Source organism: Pseudomonas guangdongensis (assembly GCF_900105885.1).
GTDB classification, from domain to species: domain Bacteria; phylum Pseudomonadota; class Gammaproteobacteria; order Pseudomonadales; family Pseudomonadaceae; genus Geopseudomonas; species Geopseudomonas guangdongensis.
Window position 1 is genome coordinate 1,485,113 of the sequence record NZ_LT629780.1, and the last position, 26,577, is coordinate 1,511,689.

The 26,577-nt window shown below is 67.0% G+C and carries 23 protein-coding genes and 2 tRNA genes; 15 read left to right on the forward strand and 10 right to left on the reverse strand.

What is annotated here, in order from left to right; genetic code table 11:
• Positions 1-21: 21 nt before the first annotated feature.
• Complete coding sequence (gene yhbY / locus BLU22_RS07175; RefSeq protein ID WP_090213235.1) at positions 22-333, reverse strand: ribosome assembly RNA-binding protein YhbY; 312 nt, start codon at positions 331-333, stop codon at positions 22-24.
• 83 nt (positions 334-416) lie between these two features.
• Between yhbY and rlmE the strand changes: the two genes are divergently transcribed.
• From rlmE to pnp, 15 genes are all read left to right on the forward strand, one after another.
• Positions 417-1,049 carry a 23S rRNA (uridine(2552)-2'-O)-methyltransferase RlmE gene (gene rlmE / locus BLU22_RS07180; protein WP_231975282.1) on the forward strand — a complete coding sequence of 211 codons (633 nt, stop codon included), beginning with the start codon at positions 417-419 and terminating at the stop codon, positions 1,047-1,049.
• 148 nt (positions 1,050-1,197) lie between these two features.
• Entirely contained in the window at positions 1,198-3,123 is a 1,926-nt protein-coding gene (ftsH, locus tag BLU22_RS07185) for an ATP-dependent zinc metalloprotease FtsH (protein ID WP_090213238.1), read from the forward strand.
• Positions 3,124-3,130: 7 nt separating this feature from the next.
• Complete coding sequence (folP, locus tag BLU22_RS07190) at positions 3,131-3,982, forward strand: dihydropteroate synthase (RefSeq protein ID WP_090213239.1); 852 nt, start codon at positions 3,131-3,133, stop codon at positions 3,980-3,982.
• A gap of 16 nt (positions 3,983-3,998) precedes the next feature.
• Positions 3,999-5,342 carry a phosphoglucosamine mutase gene (glmM, locus tag BLU22_RS07195; protein WP_162274135.1) on the forward strand — a complete coding sequence of 448 codons (1,344 nt, stop codon included), beginning with the start codon at positions 3,999-4,001 and terminating at the stop codon, positions 5,340-5,342.
• A gap of 65 nt (positions 5,343-5,407) precedes the next feature.
• Positions 5,408-6,175 carry a triose-phosphate isomerase gene (gene tpiA, locus BLU22_RS07200; protein WP_090213241.1) on the forward strand — a complete coding sequence of 256 codons (768 nt, stop codon included), beginning with the start codon at positions 5,408-5,410 and terminating at the stop codon, positions 6,173-6,175.
• Positions 6,168-6,545 (forward strand): preprotein translocase subunit SecG, encoded by a 378-nt coding sequence (gene secG, locus BLU22_RS07205; RefSeq protein ID WP_090213242.1) that lies wholly within the window; start codon positions 6,168-6,170, stop codon positions 6,543-6,545. The genes tpiA and secG overlap by 8 nt, the downstream gene beginning before the upstream one ends.
• 25 nt (positions 6,546-6,570) lie before the next feature.
• Positions 6,571-6,656 (forward strand) — tRNA-Leu (locus BLU22_RS07210).
• Positions 6,657-6,747: 91 nt separating this feature from the next.
• A tRNA-Met gene (locus BLU22_RS07215) sits at positions 6,748-6,824 on the forward strand.
• Positions 6,825-6,952: 128 nt separating this feature from the next.
• Positions 6,953-7,411, forward strand: a complete 459-nt coding sequence (gene rimP / locus BLU22_RS07220; RefSeq protein WP_157718977.1) for a ribosome maturation factor RimP — start codon at positions 6,953-6,955, stop codon at positions 7,409-7,411.
• Positions 7,412-7,459: 48 nt separating this feature from the next.
• Complete coding sequence (gene nusA, locus BLU22_RS07225) at positions 7,460-8,941, forward strand: transcription termination factor NusA (RefSeq protein WP_090213245.1); 1,482 nt, start codon at positions 7,460-7,462, stop codon at positions 8,939-8,941.
• Between the two features lie 27 nt (positions 8,942-8,968).
• On the forward strand, positions 8,969-11,449 hold the full coding sequence (gene infB / locus BLU22_RS07230) for a translation initiation factor IF-2 (RefSeq protein WP_090213247.1): 2,481 nt from the start codon (positions 8,969-8,971) through the stop codon (positions 11,447-11,449).
• A 98-nt stretch (positions 11,450-11,547) separates the two neighbouring features.
• The gene (rbfA, locus tag BLU22_RS07235; protein WP_090213248.1) at positions 11,548-11,946 is read left to right on the forward strand and encodes a 30S ribosome-binding factor RbfA; all 399 of its coding nucleotides are present in this window, start codon (positions 11,548-11,550) and stop codon (positions 11,944-11,946) included.
• 3 nt (positions 11,947-11,949) lie between these two features.
• Entirely contained in the window at positions 11,950-12,864 is a 915-nt protein-coding gene (truB, locus tag BLU22_RS07240; protein WP_090213250.1) for a tRNA pseudouridine(55) synthase TruB, read from the forward strand.
• Positions 12,865-12,960: 96 nt separating this feature from the next.
• Positions 12,961-13,230, forward strand: coding sequence for a 30S ribosomal protein S15 (rpsO, locus tag BLU22_RS07245; RefSeq protein WP_090213251.1), 270 nt, complete (start codon positions 12,961-12,963; stop codon positions 13,228-13,230).
• Positions 13,231-13,446: 216 nt separating this feature from the next.
• Complete coding sequence (gene pnp, locus BLU22_RS07250; protein WP_090213253.1) at positions 13,447-15,552, forward strand: polyribonucleotide nucleotidyltransferase; 2,106 nt, start codon at positions 13,447-13,449, stop codon at positions 15,550-15,552.
• 63 nt (positions 15,553-15,615) lie between these two features.
• Here the strand turns inward: pnp and BLU22_RS07255 are convergent, their stop codons facing one another.
• From BLU22_RS07255 to BLU22_RS07295, 9 genes are all read right to left on the reverse strand, one after another.
• Entirely contained in the window at positions 15,616-15,972 is a 357-nt protein-coding gene (locus tag BLU22_RS07255) for a DUF2845 domain-containing protein (RefSeq protein ID WP_090213254.1), read from the reverse strand.
• A gap of 5 nt (positions 15,973-15,977) precedes the next feature.
• Positions 15,978-19,016 (reverse strand): DUF748 domain-containing protein, encoded by a 3,039-nt coding sequence (locus tag BLU22_RS07260; protein ID WP_090213257.1) that lies wholly within the window; start codon positions 19,014-19,016, stop codon positions 15,978-15,980.
• Positions 19,017-19,124: 108 nt separating this feature from the next.
• A complete protein-coding gene (locus BLU22_RS07265; RefSeq protein WP_090213258.1) occupies positions 19,125-20,141 on the reverse strand; it encodes a class I SAM-dependent rRNA methyltransferase in 1,017 nt (338 codons plus the stop codon).
• Between the two features lie 77 nt (positions 20,142-20,218).
• Complete coding sequence (gene pgi / locus BLU22_RS07270; RefSeq protein ID WP_090213260.1) at positions 20,219-21,883, reverse strand: glucose-6-phosphate isomerase; 1,665 nt, start codon at positions 21,881-21,883, stop codon at positions 20,219-20,221.
• A gap of 85 nt (positions 21,884-21,968) precedes the next feature.
• Positions 21,969-22,349, reverse strand: a complete 381-nt coding sequence (gene panD, locus BLU22_RS07275; protein ID WP_090213262.1) for an aspartate 1-decarboxylase — start codon at positions 22,347-22,349, stop codon at positions 21,969-21,971.
• Between the two features lie 13 nt (positions 22,350-22,362).
• Entirely contained in the window at positions 22,363-23,223 is an 861-nt protein-coding gene (gene panC, locus BLU22_RS07280) for a pantoate--beta-alanine ligase (RefSeq protein WP_090213263.1), read from the reverse strand.
• Positions 23,220-24,014 carry a 3-methyl-2-oxobutanoate hydroxymethyltransferase gene (gene panB / locus BLU22_RS07285; RefSeq protein WP_090213265.1) on the reverse strand — a complete coding sequence of 265 codons (795 nt, stop codon included), beginning with the start codon at positions 24,012-24,014 and terminating at the stop codon, positions 23,220-23,222. Before panB ends, panC begins: the two co-directional genes overlap by 4 nt.
• A gap of 94 nt (positions 24,015-24,108) precedes the next feature.
• Positions 24,109-24,627 (reverse strand): 2-amino-4-hydroxy-6-hydroxymethyldihydropteridine diphosphokinase, encoded by a 519-nt coding sequence (gene folK, locus BLU22_RS07290; RefSeq protein ID WP_090213266.1) that lies wholly within the window; start codon positions 24,625-24,627, stop codon positions 24,109-24,111.
• A gap of 7 nt (positions 24,628-24,634) precedes the next feature.
• Positions 24,635-26,026, reverse strand: a complete 1,392-nt coding sequence (locus BLU22_RS07295) for a polynucleotide adenylyltransferase PcnB (protein ID WP_090213268.1) — start codon at positions 26,024-26,026, stop codon at positions 24,635-24,637.
• Positions 26,027-26,577 lie beyond the last annotated feature (551 nt).

Sequence of the window (26,577 nt, forward strand, 5' to 3'; positions counted from 1 at the left end):
GTATCGCCCGTTTTGCGTGGTTTACAGCGAGTGGCGGACGATGTTGGACAGCTGGCGGTTCTGCTTGGCCGCCTTGCGGTAGACCAGCGCCATCTTGCCGATCACCTGGACCAGTTCGCTGCGCGACTGCTTGCACAGTTCGTCGATCAGCGCGCGACGGTCGTCGCGCTCGGTCAGGGCGAATTTGATCTTGATCAGCTCGTGATCGTTGAGCGCGCGATCCAGTTCGGCCAGCACACCCTCGGTCAAACCGTTTTCCGCCACGATCAATACCGGATTCAGATGGTGGCCGATAGATTTGTAGTGTTTCTTCTGCTCGTTGGTGAGCGGCATAATCCGACCCCTGCGTCCGATCCAGTTAAAAAGCGGCGGCTAGTGTACCCGAGAGTCCGCCAGCCGCACAGATGAGGTACCCCGTGGCCCGTACCACTCGATCCAAAAGCAGCCATCGCTGGCTGCGCGAGCACTTCGACGACCCCTATGTGAAGATGGCGCAGAAGGACGGCTACCGTTCGCGCGCCAGTTACAAGCTGCTGGAAATCCAGGAGAAGGACCGCATCCTGCGTCCCGGCATGACCGTGGTCGACCTCGGCGCCGCGCCGGGTGGCTGGTCGCAGGTCACCAGCCGGGTGATCGGCGACAAGGGCCGGCTGATCGCCTCGGACATCCTGCCGATGGACAGCATTCCCGACGTCACCTTCGTGCAGGGCGACTTCACCGACGATACGGTGTTCGAGCAGATCCTCGCCGCCATCGGCGAGCACCCGGTCGACCTTGTGATTTCCGACATGGCCCCCAATATGAGCGGGGTGCGCGAAGCCGACCAGCCGCGCGCCATGTTCCTCTGCGAGCTGGCGCTGGACCTGGCCGGTCGGGTGTTGCGCCCCGGCGGCGACTTCCTGATCAAGATATTCCAGGGCGAGGGCTTCGATGCCTACCTCAAGCAGGTACGCGAGCAGTTCGACAAGGTGCAGATGCGCAAGCCGAGTTCCTCGCGCGACCGTTCGCGCGAGCAGTATCTGCTCGCCCGGGGTTTCCGCGGCGCCTAGACTGCAGTGACAGACCCGCCGTGGCGGGTCAAACGGCGTTACAACCCGCTCTGCCGGCAGGCGGGTGGCTGTAGTAAGTTAGGTCGGTAGAGAACCGGCCGTCATGTGAAGCGGTTTCCAGGCGGGGCCGGTCAGCGAGGGTAGTCAATTGAACGACATGGCAAAGAACCTGATCCTGTGGTTGATCATCGCCGCAGTCCTGGTGACGGTGATGAACAACTTCTCGGCGCGACCCGAGACCAGCAACCTGACCTACTCGGAGTTCATCCAGCAGGTCAAGGAAGGCAAGGTCGAGCGGGTCACCGTCGATGGTTACGTGATCAGCGGTCGGCGCGCCGACGGCAGCACCTTCGATACCGTGCGTCCGGCGATCCAGGACAACGGCCTGATCGGCGATCTGATCGACAACAACGTCGCCATCGTCGGCAAGATGCCCGAGCAGCAGAGCATCTGGAGCCAGCTGCTGGTGGCAAGCTTCCCGATCCTGGTGATCATCGCGGTGTTCATGTTCTTCATGCGCCAGATGCAGGGCGGCGGCGGCGGGCGCGGCGGGCCGATGAGCTTCGGCAAGAGCAAGGCGCGCCTGCTCTCCGAGGATCAGGTGAAGACCACCCTGGCCGACGTCGCCGGTTGCGACGAGGCCAAGGAAGAGGTCGGCGAACTGGTCGAATTCCTCCGCGATCCGGGCAAGTTCCAGCGCCTTGGTGGGCGCATCCCGCGCGGCGTGCTGATGGTGGGGCCGCCCGGCACTGGTAAGACTCTGCTGGCCAAGGCCATCGCCGGCGAGGCCAAGGTGCCGTTCTTCACCATCTCCGGTTCCGATTTCGTCGAGATGTTCGTCGGCGTCGGCGCCTCGCGCGTGCGCGACATGTTCGAGCAGGCCAAGAAGCATGCGCCCTGCATCATCTTCATCGACGAGATCGACGCGGTCGGCCGCCATCGCGGCGCCGGCCTCGGCGGCGGTCACGACGAGCGCGAGCAGACTCTCAACCAGCTGCTGGTGGAGATGGACGGCTTCGAGATGAACGATGGCATCATCGTCATCGCCGCCACTAACCGCCCGGACGTGCTCGACCCGGCGCTGCTGCGCCCGGGCCGCTTCGACCGCCAGGTGGTGGTCGGCCTGCCGGACGTGCGCGGTCGCGAACAGATCCTCAAGGTGCACATGCGCAAGGTGCCGTTGGGCGACGACGTCGAGCCTTCGGTGATCGCCCGCGGCACACCCGGCTTCTCCGGCGCCGACCTGGCCAACCTGGTCAACGAGGCGTCGCTGTTCGCCGCGCGTAACGGCAAGCGCTTGGTGGAGATGAAGGAGTTCGAGCTGGCCAAGGACAAGATCATGATGGGTGCCGAGCGCCGCTCGATGGTCATGACCGAGGACGAGAAGCTGATGACCGCCTACCACGAGTCCGGTCACGCCATCCTCGGCTGCCTGTTCCCTTCCGACCCGGTACACAAGGTCACCATCATCCCCCGTGGCCGCGCGCTGGGTGTGACCATCTCGCTGCCCGAGCGCGACCACCATGGCTATAGCCGTATCTGGCTGCACAACAAGCTGAAGATGATCTTCGGCGGGCGCATCGCCGAGGAGATCATCTTCGGCCACGACAAGGTCACCAACGGCGCCACCGGCGACATCGGCCAGGCCAGCCGCATCGCGCGGACCATGGTCACCCAGTGGGGTATGTCCGACAAGCTGGGCTTCCTGTCCTATGCCGAGGAGGAGGGCGAGGTGTTCCTCGGTCGCTCGTCCGGGCGCGGCAGCAGCGTGTCCGAGGAGACCGCACGGCTGATCGACGACGAAGTACGGGCGGTGATCGATGGCAACTACGCGCAGGCCGAGCAGGCCCTGCGCGACAACCTGGACAAGTTGCATGCCATGGCCCAGGCGCTGATGAAGTTCGAGACCATCGACGCCGAGCAGGTTGCCGACATCATGGAGGGTCGCGAGCCGCGCGAGCCCAAGGGCTGGAACGACTCCGGCAACGGTGCTTCGGGTTCGGGCGCCGCCCCGCGCGAAGAGCGTGACGGGCGCGACGAGAAGCCGATCGGCGGCCCGGCCGGGGAGCACTGAGTTCCCGATGAGCCTTCCGTACCTTTTCGACCGGCTGCCCTGCGGCAGTCGGTCGCTCGATCTGTCCCGTCCGCAGGTGATGGGCATCCTCAACGTTACTCCCGACTCCTTCTCCGACGGTGGGCGCTTCAATCAACGTGATGCCGCGCTGCGCCATGCCGAAGCCATGGTGCGTGCCGGCGCCACGCTGATCGACATCGGCGGCGAGTCGACCCGCCCCGGTGCGCCACCGGTCTCCGAGGTCGAGGAGCTGGAGCGGGTCTGTCCGGCCGTCGAGGCGATTGCCCGCGAGCTGGACGTGGTGATTTCCGTGGACACCTCGACAGCGGCGGTGATGCGCGAATCGGCGCGTCTCGGCGCCGGGCTGATCAACGACGTGCGTTCGCTGCAGCGTCCCGGCGCCCTGCAGGCGGCCGCCGCGAGCGGTCTGCCGGTCTGCCTGATGCACATGCGCGGCGAGCCGGGCAGCATGCAGGACGACCCGCAGTACCCGGACATCCATGCCGAGGTGCGCGACTTCCTGGTCGAGCGTATGGCCGCCTGCGAGCACGCGGGCATTGCTCGCGAGCGTATCCTGCTCGATCCGGGCTTCGGTTTCGCAAAGACCCTCGAACACAACCTGCGTCTGTTCCGGCACCTGGAGCGCCTGCACGTGCTGGGGCGTCCGCTGCTGGTCGGCGTGTCGCGCAAGAGCATGATCGGCAAGGTGCTGGACAAGCCGGTGGACGGGCGTCTGTCCGGCAGCCTGGCCTTGGCGGCGCTGGCGATTGCCAAGGGCGCACAGATTATCCGTGTACACGACGTCGCCGAGACGGTCGATGTGGTGCGCATGATTGCCGCCGTGGAATGGGCGGAGTGACATACAGGACTTCATCATGAGCAGAAAGTATTTCGGTACCGACGGCATCCGTGGCCGGGTCGGCGAATTTCCCATCACGCCCGAGTTCGTGCTGCGTCTGGGCTGGGCGGCGGGCATGGCGTTCCGGCGCCGCGGCCACTGCCGGGTGCTGATCGGCAAGGACACACGGATCTCCGGCTATATGTTCGAGTCCGCCCTGCAGGCCGGACTGATCGCCGCCGGCGCCGACGTGATGCTGCTCGGACCGATGCCCACTCCGGCGGTAGCCTACCTGACCCGTACCTTCCATGCCGACGCAGGCATCGTCATCAGCGCCTCGCACAACCCGCACGACGACAACGGCATCAAGTTCTTCTCCGGCAAAGGCACCAAGTTGCCGGACGAGGTGGAGCTGATGATCGAGGAGCTGCTCGATGCGCCGATGGGGGTGGTCGAGTCGGCGCAGCTCGGCAAGGCTTCGCGGGTCAACGACGCGGCCGGGCGCTACATCGAGTTCTGCAAGAGCAGCGTGCCGACCAGCACCGATTTTTCCGGGCTCAAGCTGGTGCTCGACTGCGCCCACGGCGCCACCTACAAGGTCGCGCCCAGCGTGTTCCGCGAACTGGGCGCCGAGGTGACGGTGATCGCCGCGCAGCCCGACGGGCTGAACATCAATGCCGGTGTGGGCTCGACCCACATGGGGGCACTGCAGAAGGCGGTAGTCGAGCAGGGGGCCGATATGGGTATCGCCTTCGACGGCGACGGCGACCGGGTGATGATGGTCGACCATACCGGCGCGGTGGTGGATGGCGACGAACTGCTTTACATCATCGCCACCGACCTGCAGGAGCGCGAACGCCTGCCTGCCGGTTCCGGTGTGGTCGGTACCCTGATGAGCAATCTGGGGTTGGAGCTGGCGCTGGCACGGCGCGAGATTCCCTTCGTGCGCGCCAAGGTGGGCGACCGCTATGTGATGGCCGAGATGCTCGAACGCGGCTGGGTGCTCGGCGGCGAGAATTCCGGGCATATCCTCTGTCGCCAGCATGCGACCACCGGTGATGCGATCATCGCCGCGTTGCAGGTGGTGCTGGCCCTGCGTCGTCGCGGCTTGAGCCTGGCCGAGGAGCGGCTGGCCTGGCACAAATGCCCGCAGGTGCTGATCAACGTGCGTCTGGGCAACGGTGCGGACCCGCTAGAGAGTACCGAGGTGCAGGAAGCCTGTGCGCGGGTCACCGCCGAGCTGGCGGGGCGTGGTCGTGTGCTGCTGCGCAAGTCGGGTACCGAACCGCTGGTGCGAGTCATGGTCGAGGGCGAGGAGGAGGCGCTGGTGCGGCGGCATGCCGAGGCGCTGGCGGCGCTGGTGGCGGAGCTGTGCGCTTGATTGCGCTTGCCAGTTTTTCGGGGCTTGAGTAACATCTGCGCCCACTTTGGACGACGAGGTTTTGCATGCGCCGCCCCCTGGTCGCAGGTAACTGGAAGATGCATGGCACACGTGCCAGCGTTTCCGAGCTGATCGACGGTCTGCGCCTGCAGGACTTGCCGGAAGATGTCGAAGTGGCAGTCATGCCGACCTTCGTGCATCTGACGTCGGTCATCGACGCTGTTGCCGACGGCGCCATCGTCGTCGGTGCGCAGGATTGTGCCTTCGAGCCGATGCCTTGCGCGTTGACCGGCGAAGTGGCTGCCAGTCAATTGATCGATGCCGGCTGTCGCTATGTGCTGGTCGGTCACTCCGAGCGACGTCAGTTGCTGGGTGAGACTGATGCACTGATCGTGCGCAAGTTTGCCGCGGCGCAGGGCGTGGGATTGATTCCGCTGCTGTGCGTCGGCGAAACCTTGGCCGAGCGCGAGGCGGGTCAGACCCTGGATGTGGTGATGCGGCAATTGCGTGCGATTGTCGATGCGCTGGGTGTCGCTGTCTTGGAGCGTGCGGTCATCGCCTATGAGCCGGTCTGGGCCATTGGTACGGGCCTGACGGCAACGCCTGAGCAGGCGCAAGAAGTGCACGCCGCCATTCGCCGCTACATCGCGCAATGCAGCGCGCAGGTGGCGCAAGGTGTGCGGATTCTCTACGGTGGCAGCGTCAAGGCTACCGGTGCAGCCGAGTTGTTCGGCATGCCGGATATCGACGGGGGGCTGGTGGGTGGAGCCTCTCTCAATGCGGACGAATTCGGTGCGATCTGTCGTGCCGCGAGGCGTGAGAGACATGCTTGAGAATGTGATTGTCGTAGTGCATCTGCTGGTGGCGCTGGGTGTGGTTGGCTTGGTGCTGGTGCAGCAGGGCAAGGGTGCCGATGCCGGTGCCTCGTTCGGTTCGGGTGCCTCGGCTACCGTGTTTGGCAGCCAGGGTTCGGCGACCTTCCTGAGTCGCCTAACTGCAGTGCTGGCAACGATTTTTTTCGTTACGAGCTTGGGTTTGGGGTTTTACGCCAAGCAAAAAGCGGATATGATAGGCGCCGCTGGATTGCCTGATCCGGCAGTCCTCGAGATTCAAGGCAAGCCTGCCGCAGAAGATGTTCCTGCAGTAGGTGCGCAAAAACCGGCAGCATCCGATGTGCCGGTAGCCGAAGTGCAAAAGCAGTAAGCGTTGCTCAAGGCGTAAAGATTTTGCCGAGGTGGTGGAATTGGTAGACACGCTACCTTGAGGTGGTAGTGGCCATAGGCTGTAGGGGTTCGAGTCCCCTCCTCGGTACCATACAAAAAGCCCGCGTAATGCGGGCTTTGTTGTTTCTAGAGCATAGTGGTTGACCGTTCGTTGGCGGCTCTGTATAGTTTGCCAACTCAGACGCGGGGTGGAGCAGTCTGGTAGCTCGTCGGGCTCATAACCCGAAGGTCGTAGGTTCAAATCCTGCCCCCGCAACCATTTATTCAAAAGGCCCCTTTTCAAGGGGCCTTTTGCTAGGTGGACAGTTATCGTCGCTCTTGGAGGCGACTACCTACGGGATGGGCGTTGCGCCCATTTTTTGTTTGCACAACATGCGGAGGCGACAGGTGTCGAGCAAGCTAGAACAGTTGCAGGCCTTGCTGGCCCCGGTGGTCGAGGCGCTTGGCTATCAGTGCTGGGGCGTCGAATTCATTTCCCAGGGGCGGCATTCGCTGCTGCGGGTCTACATCGATCATGCCGACGGCATTCTCATCGACGACTGTGAAAAGGTCAGTCGACAGATCAGTGCCGTGCTGGATGTAGAGGATCCGGTCAGCGGCGAGTACACCCTGGAAGTCTCCTCTCCGGGAATGGACCGCCCCCTGTTCACCCTCGAACAGTTTGCTGCCCACGCGGGCGAGCAGGTGAAGATCCGGCTGCGCTCGCCCTACGAAGGGCGACGCAATTTCCAGGGGGTGCTGCGCGGCGTGGAAGAGCAGGACGTGATCGTCCAGGTCGAGGATCACGAGTACCTGCTGCCGATCGAGTCGATCGACAAGGCCAACATCATTCCCCGGTTTGACTGAAGCGCGGATCCAGCGGGTCCCCATGGATTGCGAAAGGCGAGGCCTACGATGAGCAAAGAAGTACTGCTGGTAGTGGAGTCGGTATCGAACGAGAAGGGCGTACCGGCCGGCGTGATTTTCGAGGCGCTGGAGCTGGCGCTGGCCACTGCCACCAAAAAGCGTTACGAAGACGAGGTCGACGTGCGCGTGTCGATCAATCGTCAGAGCGGCAACTATGAAACCTTCCGGCGCTGGACCGTGGTCGCCGACGATGCCGTGGAGAATCCGGCAGCCGAGCTGACCCTGGACGAAGCGCGCGAGAAGAAGGAAGACGCCCAGCTGGGCGAGCTGATCGAAGAGAAGATCGAGTCCATCGAGTTCGGCCGCATCGCTGCACAGACCGCCAAGCAGGTGATCGTGCAGAAGGTTCGCGAGGCCGAGCGTGCCCAGGTGGTCGACGCCTACCGCGAGCGTCTGGGCGAGATCATTGCCGGCACGGTGAAGAAGGTGACCCGCGACAGCGTCATCGTCGATCTGGGCAACAATGCCGAGGCCCTGCTGGCGCGCGAACACATCATTGCCCGGGAAACCTTCCGGGTCGGGACGCGGATCCGCGCCCTGCTCAAGGAAATCCGCAGCGAGAACCGCGGCCCGCAGCTGATCCTCTCGCGCACCGCGCCGGAAATGATCATCGAGCTGTTCCGCATCGAGGTGCCGGAGATCGCCGAGGGCCTGATCGAAATCATGGCTGCTGCCCGTGACCCGGGTTCGCGGGCCAAGATCGCCGTACGCTCCAAGGACAAGCGCATCGACCCGCAGGGTGCCTGCATCGGCATGCGCGGCTCGCGCGTGCAGGCGGTGTCCGGCGAACTGAACGGTGAGCGTGTGGATATCGTGCTGTGGGACGATAACCCGGCGCAGTTCGTGATCAACGCCATGGCTCCGGCCGAAGTGGCGGCGATCATCGTCGACGAAGATACCCACACCATGGATATCGCCGTCGCCGAGGACAACCTGGCCCAGGCCATCGGCCGCAGCGGGCAGAACGTCCGCCTGGCCAGCCAGCTGAGCGGCTGGACCCTGAACGTGATGAGCGAGGCCGACATCCAGGCCAAGCAGCAAGCCGAGGTGGGCGACATCCTGCAGCGTTTTGTCGCCGATCTGGGTGTGGATGAGGAATTGGCGGCGGTGCTGGTGGACGAAGGTTTCACCACCTTGGAAGAAATCGCCTATGTGCCCATGGAAGAGATGCTCAGCATCGAGGGCTTTGATGAAGAGATCGTCAATGAGCTGCGCTCCCGTGCCAAGGATCGCCTGCTGACCAAGGCGATCGCCACGGAAGAGAAGCTCGCGGACATTCATCCGGCGGAAGACCTGCTGGAACTGGACGGCATGAGCAGGGAGCTGGCCATCGAGCTGGCCCTGCGTGGTGTCGCCACCCGCGAAGACCTGGCCGAGCAGTCGATTGACGACCTGCTCGAGATCGACGGCATGAACGAAGAGCGTGCCGGTAAGCTGATCATGGCCGCCCGAGCCCATTGGTTCGAGTAAGTGGTCGCGGCCTGAGGAGAGAAGTGCATGACGCAAGTCACGGTGAAAGAGCTGGCCCTGGTGGTCGATACACCGGTAGAGCGCCTGCTGCAGCAAATGCGTGAGGCAGGTCTGCCGCACAACCGCGCCGAGCAAGTGGTGACCGACGAAGAGAAGCAGAAACTGCTGGCGCATCTGAAAAGCAGCCACGGTGAGAAGTTGGAAGAGCCCAAGAAAATTACTCTCAAGCGCAAGACGACCAGCACCCTGCGGGTGGCTGGCAGCAAGACCATCAGTGTCGAGGTCCGCAAGAAGAAGACCTTCGTCCAGCCCGATGCCAGCGAAGCGGTAGCCGTCGAGCCCAAGCGCGAGGCGGTCGAGAAGCGCAGCGAAGAGCGTCCGGCCGTCGAAGCTCCGCGTAGCCGGCCGCAGGCCGAGCCGCGTCGCGACGACGCCGAGGATGCCCGCATCCGCGCCGTCGCCGCCCGTCAGGCAGCCGCTCAGGCAGCGGCTGCCCAGCCGCTCGAGGCGCCCAAGCCGGCCGCCGCCGAGCGCGGCAACGATGCTCGCCGTGCCGCGCCCAAGCGCGAGGACGACGAGCGCCGCGAGCGCAAGCAGGCGCAGCCGCGCCCGTCGCTGAAGGAAAAGGCACCGGCCCCGCGTGTCGCACCGCGCAGCACCGACGAGGAAAGCGATGGCTTCCGTCGTGGTGGGCGTGGCAAGGGCAAGCACAAGAAGCGCAATCAGCATGGCTTCCAGAGCCCGAGCGGCCCGATCGTGCGTGATGTCAGCATCGGCGAGACCATCACCGTGGCCGAGCTGGCCGCGCAGATGTCGGTCAAGGGCGCCGAGGTGGTCAAGTTCATGTTCAAGATGGGCACTCCGGTGACCATCAATCAGGTGCTCGATCAGGAGACCGCTCAACTGGTGGCCGAGGAAATGGGCCACAAGGTGAGTCTGGTCAACGAGAACGCCCTGGAAGAGCAACTGGCCGAGTCCCTGAAGTTCGAAGGCGAAGCCAAGTCGCGCGCTCCGGTGGTCACCGTCATGGGGCACGTCGACCATGGCAAGACCTCGCTGCTCGACTACATCCGCCGCACCAAGGTGGCGACCGGCGAAGCGGGTGGCATCACCCAGCATATCGGCGCCTACCACGTGGAAACCGACCGCGGCATGGTCACTTTCCTCGACACCCCCGGCCACGCCGCGTTTACCGCGATGCGTGCCCGTGGCGCCAAGGCCACCGACATCGTCATCCTGGTGGTGGCAGCCGACGACGGCGTGATGCCGCAGACCCAGGAAGCCGTGCTGCACGCGAAAGCGGCCGGCGTGCCGATCGTGGTCGCGGTCAACAAGATCGACAAGCCGGACGCCAACCCGGACAACATCAAGAACGGCCTGGCCGCGCTCGATGTGATTCCGGAAGAGTGGGGCGGCGATGCGCCCTTCGTGCATGTGTCGGCCAAGTTCGGTACCGGTATCGACGAACTGCTCGAAGCCGTGCTGCTGCAGGCCGAGGTGCTGGAACTGACCGCAACGCCGAGCGCTCCCGGGCGTGGCGTGGTGGTCGAGTCGCGCCTCGACAAGGGTCGCGGTCCGGTGGCTACCGTGCTGGTGCAGAACGGCACCCTGCGTCAGGGCGACATCGTCCTGGCCGGCGTCAACTATGGCCGCGTGCGTGCCATGCTCGACGAGAACGGTCAGCCGATCAAGGATGCCGGTCCGTCGATTCCGGTGGAGATCCTCGGTCTGGACGGCACCCCGGAAGCCGGTGACGAGCTGACCGTGGTCGCCGACGAGAAGAAGGCGCGCGAAATCGCCCTGTTCCGTCAAGGCAAGTTCCGCGAGGTCAAGCTGGCGCGCCAGCAGTCGTCGAAGCTGGAAAACATCTTCGAGACCATGGGGCAGGACGAGAAGAAGACCCTCAACATCGTGCTCAAGACCGATGTGCGCGGAACTCTCGAAGCGCTGCAGGGCTCGCTGTCCGACCTGGGCAACGACGAAGTGCAGGTGCGCGTGGTGGCCGGCGGCGTCGGTGGCATCACCGAGAGCGACGCCAACCTGGCGCTGGCCTCCAACGCCGTGCTGTTCGGCTTCAACGTGCGCGCCGACGCCGGTGCGCGCAAGATCGTCGAGCAGGAAGGTCTGGACCTGCGCTACTACAACGTCATCTACGACATCATCGAGGACGTCAAGAAGGCGCTCACCGGTATGCTCGGCAGCGACGTGCGGGAGAACATCCTCGGCATCGCCGAAGTGCGCGACGTGTTCCGTTCGCCGAAGTTCGGCGCCATCGCCGGCTGCATGGTGGTCGAGGGCACCGTCTACCGCAACCGTCCGATCCGCGTGCTGCGCGACGACGTGGTGATCTACGAGGGCGAGCTGGAGTCGCTGCGTCGCTTCAAGGACGACGTCTCCGAGCTGCGTGCCGGCATGGAGTGCGGTATCGGCGTGAAGAGCTACAACGACGTGCGCGTCGGCGACAAGATCGAAGTGTTCGAGAAGGTCCAGGTGGCACGTTCGCTGTAAGGCGACAGCAGCCATGAAGCTGGAAGTCGGGGGCGGTCGACCATGGGTCGTCTGCCTGTGGCTTCCGGCTTCAGGCGTTTTTGGGGTTCAATGAATTTATGGCCAAAGAATACAGTCGCACCCAGCGCATCGGCGATCAGATGCAGCGCGAACTGGCGCAGCTGATCCAGCGCGAGATCAAGGACCCGCGTCTGGGTCTGGTGACCCTGACCGGCACCGAAGTCAGCCGTGACCTGTCTCATGCCAAGGTGTTCTTCACCGTGATGGGCCAGGACGATGACGAGCAGAAAGTCGCCCTCAACCAGAGCATCCTCAAGGATGCCGCTGGCTACCTGCGCATGCTGCTGGGCAAGTCGCTCAAGCTGCGCACCGTGCCGCAGCTGCATTTTCTCTACGACGAGAGCGTGCGCCGCGGTGCCCACCTGTCGGCGCTGATCGAGCGTGCGGTGGCCGAGGATCGCCACCAGCAGGACAAGCCGGAAGCGGGCAAGGAGTAAGGCGTGGCCCAGGTGAAACGTATCCGCCGTGCGGTCAGCGGCATCCTGATCCTCGACAAGCCGCATGGCTTCAGCTCCAACGCCGCGCTGCAGAAGGTGCGCTGGCTGCTCAACGCCGAGAAGGCCGGGCACACCGGCAGCCTCGATCCGCTGGCCACCGGCGTGCTGCCGCTGTGCTTCGGCGAGGCGACCAAGTTCTCCCAGTACCTGCTGGATGCCGAGAAGGGCTACGACACCGTCATGCACCTGGGCGTCACCACCAGCACCGGCGATGCCGAGGGCGAAGTGCTCGAGCGCCGCGAGGTGGCGGTCGCGCGCGAGCAGCTGGAAGCGCTGCTGCCGCGCTTCCGTGGTGCGATCCAGCAGGTGCCGCCGATGTACTCGGCGCTCAAGCGCGACGGCCAGCCGTTGTACAAGCTGGCGCGCGCCGGCGAAGTGGTGGAGCGCGAGGCGCGTTCTGTTACTATTGAGCGCCTTGAGCTGACCCGCTTCGAGCCGCCGTTCGCCGACCTGTCGGTGCGCTGCAGCAAGGGCACCTACATTCGCAGCCTGGTCGAGGATCTCGGTCAGGCGCTGGGTTGTGGAGCCCATGTCGCCGAGTTGCGCCGCACCCAGGCCGGGCCCTTCGTGCTGAGCCAGGCGGTGAGCCTGGAGACGCTGCTGGCCGCCCACGAAGAGGGCGGCGCCGAGGCGCTGGATCGCTTCCTGCTGCCGGTGGACAGCGGTCTGGAGCACTGGCCGGTGGTGCAGCTGTCGGAGCACAGCGCCTATTACTGGCTGCACGGGCAGCCGGTACGCGCTCCCGAGGCGCCGAAGTTCGGCATGCTGCGGGTGCAAGATCACGAGGGTCGCTTCATCGGTATCGGTGAGGCGACCGACGACGGGCGCGTGGCGCCGCGTCGACTGATTCGGTCCTGAGGACCGGACGAGGGTGGCTGTCAGCAGGCACGGTCACGCCTCCATTCATGAAAACGGGGAACCTCCCCGGCCTGTTACCTCAGAGGAAAGTCCGTCATGGCACTGAGCGTTCAAGAAAAAGCCCAGATCGTTAACGAGTACCAGCAGGCTGCTGGCGATACCGGCTCTCCGGAAGTGCAGGTTGCCCTGCTGACCGCCAACATCAACAAGCTGCAGGGTCACTTCAAGGCCAACGCCAAGGACCACCACAGCCGTCGTGGTCTGATCCGCATGGTCAACCAGCGCCGCAAGCTGCTGGACTACCTGAAGGGTAAGGATGCCAACCGTTACAGCGCACTGATCGCGCGTCTGGGTCTGCGTCGCTAAGACGTGGTTCCCCTCCGGAAGCTGGGTGTTCGCAATGGGTAGTCTGGACCTCGTGTCCGCTGCCGGTTTCGGGCCCCCAGCTTTCGGCCTTTTCAGGCCATCGACGAAAGCTGCCCGCCGCGGGCGAGTTTTCGTCGATGACCTGTCGGTGGCGCCGTGGCGCCGCCGGTCAGCGTCTCCCGCTTTCCCCAAGGCAACACAGAGAAGGAAAACACCGTGAATCCGGTCATCAAGAAATTCCAGTTCGGTCAGTCGACCGTCACCCTCGAAACCGGGCGCATCGCCCGCCAGGCCAGCGGCGCCGTGCTGGTCAGCACCGACGACGTCAGCGTGCTGGTCACCGTGGTCGGCGCCAAGCAGGCCGACCCGGGCAAGGGCTTCTTCCCGCTGTCCGTGCACTACCAGGAAAAGACCTACGCCGCCGGCCGCATCCCGGGTGGCTTCTTCAAGCGTGAAGGCCGTCCGAGCGAGAAGGAAACCCTGACCTCGCGCCTGATCGACCGCCCGATCCGCCCGCTGTTCCCGGAAGGCTTCATGAACGAGGTGCAGGTGGTCTGCACCGTGGTGTCGACCAACAAGAAGTCCGATCCGGACATCGCCGCGATGATCGGCACCTCCGCCGCCCTGGCGATCTCCGGCATTCCCTTCGAAGGTCCGATCGGCGCCGCCCGCGTCGGCTACCACGACGAGCTGGGCTACATCCTCAACCCGAACTACGAGCAGCTGCAGAGCTCGCGTCTGGACATGGTGGTCGCCGGTACCCAGGACGCCGTGCTGATGGTCGAGTCCGAGGCCGAAGAGCTGACCGAAGACCAGATGCTCGGCGCCGTGCTGTTCGCCCACGAGGAGTTCCAGAGCGTCATCCGCGCCATCCAGGAATTCGCCGCCGAAGCCGGCAAGCCGCGCTGGGACTGGCAGGCTCCGCAGCCCAACACCGCGCTGATCGACGCGGTCAAGGCCGAGTTCGGCGAGGCGATTTCCAACGCCTACACCATCATCATCAAGCAGGACCGCTACGCCGCCCTCGGCGCCCTGCGCGAGCAGGTGCTGGCCAAGTTCGCCGGCGAAGGCGAAGGCCAGTTCCCGGCCGCCGAGGTCAAGGAAGTCTTCGGCCTGCTCGAATACCGCACCGTGCGCGAGAACATCGTCAACGGCAAGCCGCGCATCGACGGCCGCGACACCCGCACCGTGCGCCCGCTGGCCATCGAAGTCGGCGTGCTCGGCAAGACCCACGGTTCGGCGCTGTTCACCCGCGGCGAGACCCAGGCCCTGGTGGTCGCCACCCTCGGCACCGCGCGCGACGCCCAGCTGCTGGACACCCTGGAAGGCGAGAAGAAGGACGCCTTCATGCTGCACTACAACTTCCCGCCGTTCTCGGTGGGCGAGTGCGGCCGCATGGGCAGCCCGGGCCGTCGCGAAATCGGCCACGGCCGTCTGGCCCGTCGTGGCGTCGCCGCCATGCTGCCGACCCAGGCCGAGTTCCCCTACACCATCCGCGTGGTGTCGGAGATCACCGAATCCAACGGCTCCAGCTCGATGGCTTCGGTGTGCGGCGCTTCCCTGGCCCTGATGGACGCCGGCGTGCCGGTCAAGGCGCCGGTGGCCGGCATCGCCATGGGTCTGGTCAAGGAAGGCGACAAGTTCGCCGTACTGACCGACATCCTCGGCGACGAAGACCACCTCGGCGACATGGACTTCAAGGTGGCCGGTACCGACAAGGGCGTCACCGCCCTGCAGATGGACATCAAGATCCAGGGCATCACCGAAGAGATCATGGAGATCGCGCTGAACCAGGCTCTGGAAGCGCGTCTGAACATCCTCGGTCAGATGAACCAGGTCATCGCCAAGCCGCGTGCCGAGCTGTCGGAAAACGCGCCGACCATGATCCAGATGAAGATCGACTCGGACAAGATCCGCGACGTGATCGGCAAGGGTGGCGCCACCATCCGCGGCATCTGCGAAGAGACCAAGGCCTCGATCGACATCGAGGACGACGGCAGCGTGAAGATCTACGGCGAAACCAAGGAAGCCGCCGAGGCCGCCCGTCAGCGCGTGCTGGGCATCACCGCCGAAGCCGAGATCGGCAAGATCTACACCGGCCGCGTCGAGCGCATCGTCGACTTCGGCGCCTTCGTCAACATCCTGCCGGGCAAGGACGGTCTGGTGCACATCTCGCAGATCAGCGACAAGCGCATCGAGAAGGTCACCGACGTGCTCAAGGAAGGCGAGGAGGTCAAGGTGCTGGTGCTGGACGTGGACAACCGCGGCCGCATCAAGCTGTCGATCAAGGACGTCGCGGCGGCGGAAGCCTCCGGCGTCTGAGCGACGTGATCGCGTGACGGAAAAGGCCCTGCGGGGCCTTTTCTGCTTTCTGCGCCCGGCTCCTCAGCGGCGACGCCGGCTGGTGATTCCGGTGAGACGTTCGCCCTCGAAGCGCAGGAAGTAGTACATGCCGTGGCGCGGGCCGTAGACCCACTCCTCGATGCGCAGGCGCTCGAAATTGCCCCAGGCATCGCCGTACTGGCGCTGGCCGAGGTCGCTGCGGCTGGCCGGCTCGCCGCAGCGCTCCAGCACCACCAGGGCGTGGTCGCCGCTGCTGACCAGCGCGCTGCCGCAGCGCAGGGTGGCCGCCTGCGCCGGCAGGCCGGACAGTGCCAGCAGCAGGGCGGCCAGCAGCGGCGGCAGATGCCGGCGGGGGTGGTCAGCGCGCCGCGCGTGCTGGTGGGTTGGGCCGGGATGCATGGCGCTCACTCGCTGTCCAGATGCAGGGGGACGGCGATCCGCGCGGGATCGTCGCCGGCCGCCTCGGCGACGCCGACTTCGAGCAGGTAGATGCGCGCATCGTCGATGCCGCCCTGCTCGACCAGATGCTGCTTGATCGCCTGCGCCCGTTCCTGGGCCAGCTGGCGCAGCAGCAGCGGGCTCTGCGCCCAGCCGTCGAGCACCGCCTGGCGCAGCCGGGCGCTGCGCTGGTCGGCGTCCAGTTCGCCCCAGGCAGCGGGAGGCTGCTGCTTGAGGCGCGCACGGTAGATGCCTTCCAGCAGGCTGGGCTTGAGTTCGTCGGGCACCTGCAGCTGACCGGCCTCGGCCGGCACCTTGTCGCCGCGGCGCTGCAGCATGCGGTACCAGGTTTCCTGGTATTCGCGCTCCAGGCGCCGCGCGGCGAGCAGCGGGCCGTCGAGGCTCGGGCGGCTGCTGCCTTCCACTTCCAGACGTAGCTGCGGGCGCTGCTGCAGGCCCCGGGCCAGCGGGGCGAGGATCGCGCGGGCACCGTCGTCCAGAACGCCGCTGCCGGCGGCGAAGGGCACGCTGTCGAGACGCTCGCTGCCGCCCTCGGCGAGCCCTGCGAGCAGCGCGAAGGGCGCCTGCGCGGCGCGCAGCACCAGGTTGCGCAGGGTCTGCCAGACGATCGGCACCACGCTGAATTCGGGGTTGTTGAGGTTGCCCTGCACCGGCAGGGCGATGTCGATGTTGCCGTCGCGATCCTTGAGCAGAGCCACCGCCAGGCGCACCGGCAGGTCGGTGGCACTGGGGCTTTCGACCCGTTCGCCGAGCTGCAGATCCTCCAGCAGCACCCGGTTGTCGGCGTTCAGCCGACCCTGTTCGATGCGATAGTGCAGGTCGAGGTTGAGGCGGCCCTTGCGGATCTTGTAGCCGGCGAACTTGCCGGCGTAGGGGGTCAGGGTGGTCAGCTCGACGCGCTGGAAGCGGGTGGCGATGTCGAGGCTGTGCAGCGGAGCGAAGGGCGTCAGCTGGCCGCGGATGCTCACCGGGGCGTAGCGGTCGACCTTGCCGCGGATGTCCACCGTGGCCGGCTGCGCGGAACTGTTGTCGATACGGCCGATGCGCCCGTCCAGCTGTTGGATGGCGGTGGCGAAGTTGGGGGTCAGCGAGAGGTCGGCGAAGTGTGCCGAGCCGTCGCGGATCTCGATGCCGCCGATCCGTACCTGCAGCGGCGCGCCCGGCGTGGCGGGCGTGCTGCGCGGCGGCTGGGGAATCATCAGCTCCTGGAGGTTGGTGCTCAGGTCCTCGTTGATGATGAAGCGCGCATAGGGGCGCTGCAGCGCGATTTGGCGCACCTGCAGCGACTGGCCGTGGCGGTAGCTCAGGCCGTCGAGGCGCATCTGCTGCCAGCGCACCAGGTCGCGGTTCTTCAGGGTGTCCAGGGTGTGCAGCTGGTCGATCCGCGCGCTGCCGTCGAGCGCCAGGCGCAGCGGCGCGGCGCCCTGCAGGTCGAGGTCGAACTCGCCGCCGAACAGGCCGCTGCGCAGCTCCACGCGGACGAAGGGCTCCAGGTAGGCCTGCAGCGGGCGCAGGTCGAGATCGCTGGCGCTGAGCTTGAGGTGTCCGGCCAGCGGCTGCAGTTGCAGCCGGCCCTCGGCTTGTAGGCGGCCGCGCTGGCCGAGGGCGCTGTCCAGGCGCAGGGCGAGGGGCTGGCTGCCCGGCAGGGCGAGATCGCCGAGGTCGAGGTCGAGCGGGCCGAGATCGAGGGCGACGGGGCTGGCCGGCAGGCGGTCTTCGAGGCGGGCGCGCCAGCCGCGCAGCTGCAGCTGGGCGATGCGCAGCTGCCAGGGCGGCGGCGCGGCGGCGCGGCTGGCGGCCGGTGCGGCGACCTCGCTGGTCTGGCCGGCCGCGCGGTGGCGGGCGAGCGCCTGCAGCTGCTGCTCCAGGTACGCCTGCCAGTCGAGACGCCCGTCGCGCTCGCGGCCGGCCTGCAGGTTCAGCCCCCGGCTGTGCAACTGGCCGACTGCCAGGCGGCGGCTGGCGCTGTCGAGGGCGAGGCCGGCGACGCTCAGGCTTTCGAGGTCGAGCGGTGTCCGGCCGGGCGGACCCTGCAGACGCAGGGCGTCCAGCTGCAGATGGCCGTCGTGCAGGCTGAGGGCGCTGGCCGGACTCCACTCCAGGTGTCCGCTGCCCAGCTGCAACCGGCCGAGAGCCAGCAGCGGCGCGCCGTCGGCTTGCTGCAGCTGCAGGTCGGTGAGGTCGATCCGGGGGTTGTCGAGGCGCAGGTAGGGAGCGGCATCGCGCCACTCCAGGCGGTAGTCGCTGCCTAGGCTCAGGCGGCCGTCCTGCAGTTGCCAGGGCAGGGCGCTGCGCGCGTAGGGCCACCAGCGGCTCAGGGCGGTGTCGCCGAGGCTGAAGCGGCCGCTGGCCTGCAGCGGCTGCAGGCCCAGCCGGCCCTGGACGTCGAGTGCCGCGCCATGGGGGCCGCTGGCGGTGAGGCTCAGGCTGGCGGTCTGGCTGTCGTGGGTGGTGAAGTCGTCCAGGCTCAGGGTCAGCTGGCGGTAGTGCTGCTCGACGCCGATGGCGGGGCGGCGGTCGGCGAAACTCAGCTGGCCGTCGAGGCGCAGGCGGTCGATGCGCAGCGGGAAGGGCCGGGCGTCGGCGGGCGGCTCGGCGGCGGCAGTCGAGGGGACGAGCAACTGGGCGAGGTTGAGGCGGCCGTCCTCGGCCAGCTCCACCGCCAGGCGCAGCTGCAGCACGCGCAGTTCGCGCAGGTGCAGCTCGCCGCGCCACAGGCTGTCGAGCTGCAGGTCGGCGAGCAGGTGCCCGACCTGCAGGACCTCGCTGCCGGGCGCTCCCAGCTGCAGCCCGCGCAGGGTCAGCTGCAGGTTGAAGGGGTTGAAGCCGACCTGCTTGAGGCCGGCCGGCACGTTCAGGCGCTCGGCGAACTGCTGTTCGGCGAGCTGCAGCACCAGCAGCGGCACGCCGATGAAACCCAGCATGGCATACAGCAGGGGGGCGAGTACCAGCGCGGTCAGGCCGCGGCGCAATCCTTTGGTCATGGCGGGTCGCTTCGCTGAAGGGGACGGCGCTTGGAGTATGACATGCCCGCCCGGTTCCTTAGGTGCCGGCGCAGGAGGGGGCTGCTCCGTCGCTGCGCGAGCCTGCCGTCAGAGGTGCAGGATCAGGGTCTTCAGCGGCGGGCGGGCGTCGCGGGAGGGGAAGTCGCCGGCCGGCGCCAGCCACTCGGCCTCGCGCACCGGGCGACCGCTCTTGCTGGCGCAGCGCAGGACCTGCTCGCGCCAGTCCTCGGCGTCGACCTTGGCGAGGTTGTTGCAGCACACCAGGGTGCCGCCCTCGGCGGTGGCCAGCAGCGCCGGCTTGAGCAGGCTCTGGTAGTCGCGCAGCAGGTCGACGGTGCCGAAGGCGCTGCGCGCCCAGGCCGGCGGATCGAGGAACACCAGGTCGAAGCGTTCGGCGGCCAGGCGCGGGTAGTGCGGCAGGCGCTGGCCGCGGCGCTGGGCGATCGGCAGACCGGCCAGCTGGCGGATCGCCGGGAAGTAGTCGGACTGGACGAACTGCATCTCCGGCAGCTGCGGGTTCAGCGCGGCGTTCTCGCGGCCGACCGCCAGGTTGCCCTCGGCGAAGTCGAGGTTGACCACCCGGCGCGCGCCGCCGGCGGCGGCGCACAGGCCGACGCCGCAGGTGTAGGCGAACAGGTTGAGCACCGACCGGCCGGCGCTGTGGCGCCGGATCCAGCCGCGGGCGTTGCGCAGGTCGAGAAACAGCAGCGGATCCTGGCCGGCATGCCGGGCGCGCACCCGGTAGTTCAGCCCCCACTCGTGGCCGACCAGTTCCCCCAGCGCGGCCGGCTCGGCGGCGTACACCGGGTCGCTGCGGTCGATCCGCGAATTGCCCTGCGAGCGGTCGTTGTATACCGGCAGCAGGCTGCCGGCGAAGGACTCTTGGTAGATGTCGATCAACGCCTGCAGCGCCTCGCGCTCCAGCGGGCGATGGAAGCTCTGCACCAGCAGTTGCCGGCCGTAGCGGTCGACGGTGAGGCCGGCGGCGCCTTCCTGGCTGCCGTGGAACAGCCGGTAGCAGTCGGTGGCCTGGGCGTGCAGTTCCGCCAGCAGCGGCTGGCGAGCGGCAAGGGCGGCGCGCAGCGCCTGGTTCAAGGCGGACATGCGCGTCTCCTCGGGAATGGGACGCGCATTTTAGCAGTGGCGATTTTGTCGCCGACAGGTTTTTCCCGCCGCGGCGTTCAGCCGCGGTGGCGGCCGCGGAAGAAGTCGATCAGGCCCTGGGTCGAGGCGTCCTCGGCGGCGCCGGTCTCGCTGCCGGTGAGGCGGGCGTAGACGTTCTTGCCCAGCTCCTTGCCCAGCTCGACGCCCCACTGGTCGAAGGCGTTGATCCCCCAGATCACGCTCTGCACGAACACCTTGTGTTCGTAGAGGGCGATCAGCGCGCCGAGGCGCTGCGGGCTGACCCGCTCCAGCACCAGGGTGTTGCTCGGCCGGTTGCCGGGGATGGTCTTGTGCGGCGCCAGGCGCTGCACCTCGCTTTCCGCCAGGCCGGCGGCGCGCAGTTCGGCCTCGGCCTCGGCCAGGGTCTTGCCGCGCATCAGCGCCTGGCTCTGCGACAGGCAGTTGGCGTACAGCCACTGGTGATGGTCGGCCAGCGGATTGTAGCTGGTCACCGGGACGATGAAGTCGGCCGGGATCATCTGGGTGCCCTGGTGCAGCAGCTGGTGGTAGGCGTGCTGGCCGTTGCAGCCGACGCCGCCCCAGATCACCGGGCCGGTACCGCAGCTCACCGGGCTGCCGTCCTGGCGCACGCGCTTGCCGTTGGACTCCATGTCCAGCTGCTGCAGGTGCTGGTTGAAATTGCGCAGGTGGTGGTCGTAAGGCAGGATCGCGTGGCTCTGCGCGCCCCAGAAGTCGCCGTGCCAGACGCCGAGCAGGGCCAGCAGCACCGGCAGGTTCTCGGCGAAGGGCGCCTCGCGGAAGTGCTGGTCCATGGTGTAGGCGCCGGAGAGCAGTTCCTTGAAGTTGCCCATGCCGATGGCCAGGGCGATCGGCAGGCCGATCGCCGACCACAGCGAGTAGCGCCCGCCGACCCAGTCCCACATCGGGAAGATGTTCTCCGCGGCGATGCCGAACTCGATAGCCGCCGCGCGGTTGCTGGTCACCGCGATGAAATGGCGGTGCAGGTCGGCCTCGCTGCCGCCCTGGGCGAGGAACCAGCGGCGCGCCGCCTGGGTGTTCTTCAGCGTCTCCAGGGTGCCGAACGACTTGGAGGAGACGATGAACAGGGTGGTCTGCGCCGACAGGCGGGAGCACAGCTCGTGGAACTCGCTGCCGTCGATGTTGGCCAGGTAGTGGCAGCGCACGCCGCGCTGGGCGAACGGCAGCAGGGCTTCGGAAACCAGCTGCGGGCCGAGGAACGAGCCGCCGATGCCGATGTTGACCACGTCGGTGATCGGCTTTTCCGTGTAGCCGCGCCACAGGCCGTTGTGGATGCGCTGCACCAGTTCGGTCATCTGCCCCAGCACGCGATGCACCTCGGGCATCACGTCGACGCCGTCGACCAGCACCCGCTCGCCGATCGGCCGGCGCAGCGCGGTGTGCAGCGCCGGGCGGCGTTCGGAGGCGTTCACCGGGCGGCCCTCGAACAGCGCCTCGATGGCCGGGCGCAGGCGTACCTGTTCGGCCAGTTCGAGCAGGCAGGCCAGGCTGGGCGCGTCGATCAGGTTCTTCGAGTAGTCGAGGAACAGCCCGCCGCGGCTCAGCGAATAGCGGGCGAAGCGCTGCGGATCGCTGGCGAAGGCCTCGCGCAGGCTGAAGTCCTGCATCCGGGCGCGCTGCTCGCGCAGGGCCTGCCAGGCGGGCAGTTGGGTGGCGTCCAGCGGCTGTAGGTAGTGTTCCATCGAGGGGCTCGGTGACGGTGGCGGCAGGGGAAATGCGACAAGCCCGGAACAGGTCCGGGCTTGTCGGGGCGCGGGTGCGGGCCGGTCAGGCGACCTGCACCGGGATCGCCTGGCTGGTGTGGCTGAGCTGGTTGCCCGGGTTGAAGTAGAGCATCTGTGGCTTATGCTGGGTCAGCTCGGCCTCGCTGTACTGGGCGTAGGTGCAGATGATCAGGCGATGACCGACGTCGGCCTTGTGGGCGGCGGCGCCGTTCACCGAGATGGTCTTGGAGCCGTCTTCGGCGCGGATCGCGTAGGTGGTGAAACGCTCGCCGTTGTCGACGTTGTAGATCTGGATCTGCTCGTATTCGCGGATGCCGGCCAGGTCCAGCCATTCGCCGTCGATGGCGCAGGAGCCCTCGTAGTCCAGAACGGCGTGGGTCACTTGGGCGCGGTGCAGCTTGGCTTTGAGCATGATGCAATGCATGGCGGGTTCCTCGTCAGGCCGTGGCGTCGAGATCCACGAGCAGGTTGTCGATCAGCCGAGTCGTGCCGAGACGGGCTGCGGCCAGGATCACCAGCTGGCGTTCGGCGCGGGTGGCCGGACGCAGGGTGAGGGGATGGCGGATTTCCAGGTAGTCGGGCTCGAAGCCGGCGGCACTCAGTCGCGCCAGACCGTCCTCGATCAAGACGCCGTGGTCGTCGCGGCCGCTGCGCAGCTCGGCCGCCAGGGCGCCGAGGGTCTGGTACAGCGCCGGGGCGCAGCGGCGCTGCGCGTCGTTCAGGTAGCCGTTGCGCGAGGACAGGGCCAAGCCGTCGCTGTCGCGCACGGTCGGCTCGCCGATGATCTGCACCGGCAGGTCGAGGTCGCGCACCAGCTTGCGGATCACCGCCAGCTGCTGGAAGTCCTTCTCGCCGAAGACCGCGAGGTCCGGCTGGACCATGTGGAACAGCTTGGTCACCACGGTGGCCACGCCATCGAAATGGCCGGGGCGGCTGGCGCCGCACAGTCCTTCGGAGACGCCCGGCACGCAGACCAGGGTCTGTCCGGCCATGCCGTCGGGATACATCTCCTCGACGCCGGGGGCGAACAGCAGGTTGCAGCCGGCAGCCAGCAGGCGTTCCTGATCGGCGGCCAGGGTGCGCGGGTAGGTGTCGAGATCCTCGCCGGCGCCGAACTGCAGCGGGTTGACGAAGATGCTGGCGACCACGAATTCGGCGCGCTGGGCGGCCTTGGTCACCAGGGCGGCGTGGCCGGCATGCAGGTTGCCCATGGTCGGCACGAAGCCGATGCGTTTGCCTTCGCTGCGGGCGCGGGCCACCGCGGCGCGCAGCTCGCGGACGGTCTTGACGGTGATCATGCGGAGAAACCGTGTTCGGGGGCCGGGAATTGAGCGTGCTTGACGGCCTGGGTGTAGGCGGCGAGGGCGGACGGGATGTCGCTCTGGCCGCGCATGAAGTTCCTGACGAATTTCGCCGGGCGCGGGTTGAGGCCGAGCATGTCGTGGAGCACCAGCACCTGGCCGTCGGTGTCGACGCCTGCGCCGATGCCGATCACCGGGATGCCGGCCGCGCGGGTGATCTCGGCGGCCAGGCTGCTGGGTACGCATTCGAGCAGCAGCATGGCGGCGCCGGCCTGCTCCAGGGCCAGCGCGGCCTCGCGCATTGCCTGCGCGCGCGCCTCGTCTCGGCCCTGCACCTTGTAGCCGCCGAAGACGTTGACCGACTGCGGCGTCAGACCCAGGTGCACGCAGGCCGGAATGCCGTTTTCGGCCAGGCGCTGCACGGTCTCGCACAGCCAGGCGCCGCCTTCGAGCTTGACCATGTGCGCGCCGGCGCGCATCAGCGTCGCGCTGTTGTCCAGGGCCTGACCGAGGGTGGCATAGGCCATGAACGGCAGGTCGGCGAGGATCAGCGCACCGCGGTTGCCGCGCTTCACGCAGGCAGTGTGATAGGCCATGTCGGCCACGCTGACCGGCAGGGTGCTGTCATGGCCCTGCAGGACGTTGCCGAGCGAGTCGCCGACCAGCAGCACCTCGACGCCGGCCGCGCAGGAGGCGGCGGCGAACGTGGCGTCGTAGCTGGTCAGCATGACGATCTTCTCGCCGCGCTGCTTGAGACCCTGCAGGGTCGTGAGCGTGACATCAGGCATGAACAAATATCCTCGTTGGCGCCAGCCAGAAGCGGCGCGGGGCAAACGGTTGCCTATAGTCCCGATGGGGGGGGTGGAAGTCAATTGCGCCCGGTTATGCGCTGCCCGTTGGCGGCGCGGCGCCGGTGGCCGGAGGCAGGCGCTCCAGGCCGACGCAGGGGCAGTCGGCGAGCAGCGCCTGCAGCGGCCGGCCATCGGGCAGCTGCAGGTCGGCGGCGATCTCCGCCAGCGGATAGAGCACGAAGGCGCGCGCGTGCATATGGTAGTGGGGCACGCGCAGGCGCTCCTCGTCCAGTTGCAGGTCGCCGAACAGCAGGATGTCCAGGTCGAGGGTGCGCGGGCCCCAGCGCTCGGCCTTGCGTACCCGGCCCTGTTCCTGCTCGATGGCCTGCAGCGCGTCGAGCAGCGCCAGCGGCGCCAGGCTGCACTCCAGGGCGGCCACGGCATTGACGTAGCGGGGCTGGTCGGCGGGGCCGAGCGGGTCGCTGGCATAGAAGGAGGAAACCCGCGTCAGCCGGCAACCGGGCAGGCGGGCGATGGCCGCCAGCGCCGCTTCGAGCTGCTGGCGCGGCTCGGCGAGGTTGCTGCCCAGGCCGATGTAAACGGGCGTCATCGTCGGCTCAGTCCTGGCCATGCGCGCCGGGCGCTTCGCTGCGCCGCTTGCGCGGGCTGCGCCGGCGCTTGCGCGGCGCCTTGGCGCCATCCTGGTTGCCCAGCTCGCGGATCATCGCCCGGCGCTCGCTGTCGCTGGCGTCCTGGTAGTCGGTCCACCACTGGCCCAGTTCGCCGGTTTCCTCGCCTGCGCTCTCGCGCAGCAGCAGGAAGTCGTAGCCGGCGCGGAAGCGCGGGTTCTCCAGCAGCAGGTCGGCGCGCTTGCCCTGGCGGCGCGGCAGGCGCTCCTGCATGTCCCAGATCTCCCGCAGCGGCAGGGTGAAGCGTTTGGGAATGGCGGTGCGCCGGCACTGCTCGCCGATCACGTCGTGGGCGGCCTCCTGCAGCGCCGGGATCGCCGGCATGCCGCGCGCCTGCAGGGCGGCGGCGCGGGCCGGAATGGCCGGCCAGAGCAGGGCGGCGAACAGGAAGGCCGGAGTCACCGGCTTGCCCAGGCGGATGCGTTCGTCGGTGTTGGCCAGCGCCTGGCGGATCAGCGTGCCGGCGTATTCGGGGTCGGCCTTGAGTGCCTTGGCGCTGGCCGGGAACAGCGGGGCGAACAGGTCGTACTGGCAGAGCAGCTCGAAGGTGCGCTCGCCCTGGCCGCCGAGCAGCAGCTTGAGCACTTCGTCGAACAGTCGCGCGGCGGGAATGTCGTTGAGCAGACGGGCCAGCGGACGGATCGGCGCGGCGCTGTGCTTGTCGATCTCGAAGCCGAGCTTGGCGGCGAAGCGCACCGCCCGCAGCATGCGCACCGGGTCTTCCTGATAGCGCTGGGTGGGATCGCCGATCAGGCGCACCAGGCGGTTGCGGATGTCGTGCATGCCATGGGCATAGTCGAGGATGCGTTCGCTGGTCGGGTCGTAGTACAGCGCGTTGATGGTGAAGTCGCGGCGCTGGGCGTCGTCTTCCTGGCTGCCGTAGACGTTGTCGCGCAGGATGCGACCGCTCTCGTTGCGCGAGGCCAGGTGGCTGTCCTCGTCGTCCTCGCCCTGCGGGTGGTTGGCGCGGAAGGTCGCCACCTCGATGATCTCGCGGCCGAAGTGGACGTGGACCAGCTTGAAGCGCCGGCCGATCACCCGGGCGTTGCGGAACTCGGCACGCACCTGCTCGGGGGTGGCGCTGGTGGCGACGTCGAAGTCCTTGGGCGTCATGCCCAGCAGCAGGTCGCGCACGCAGCCGCCGACCAGATAGGCCTGGTAGCCGGCCTTCTGCAGGCGGTCGACCACGCCGACCGCGTTGCGGCTGATCTGCTCGTGACGCAGCGGATGCTGGCTGGCGGCGAGCACCTGCGGCGTGGTGCGGACCGGGCGCACGCGGCGCAGGGGCGAACGGAGGGTCTGGAACAGCTTTTTCAGCATGAGGCTAGGGGTACCGGATAGGGCGGGAGCGGGAGCAGCCCCGCGCAATGGGGACGGATTCTAGCACTGGCCGGCGGGGATGGTGAACGCGCAGGCGGCGCGGCGCCGTGCGTGCAAAGTGCGCAAAGCACAAGGGGAGCCGAAGCTCCCCTCAAATCAGATCGTGCTTTGTTCTTCTTGTGCTGCCGGGCCGTTGTTGTTGTTGGTTGCCCGTTCCGGCGTTGGCCGGGGCTGTCCCAAGTCGGGACTCAAGAACAAACGGATTACTTTGGACGCTGATCGTGCCGCACCTTGCGGTCAACCGGTATCGGACGCTGCCTCGGGGCAGTTTTATTGTTCTCTGTCCGGCTGCGGGAAGCTCCCGTCGACTACATCCTCTCCAAAAGAATCAGTTTGCTGCGCCTCCACCCTGTTGTTTTTGTTGTGTCGGAGTCGTTGCGTGTTGTTTTTATTGTGTTGTCTTGGCGTTGTTGTTTTTGTTGTGCGAATACTAGTGCAGTTCCTGTGCCAACTTTTGAAAACCCTTTGAAATCAATGGTTTGAGGGTTTTT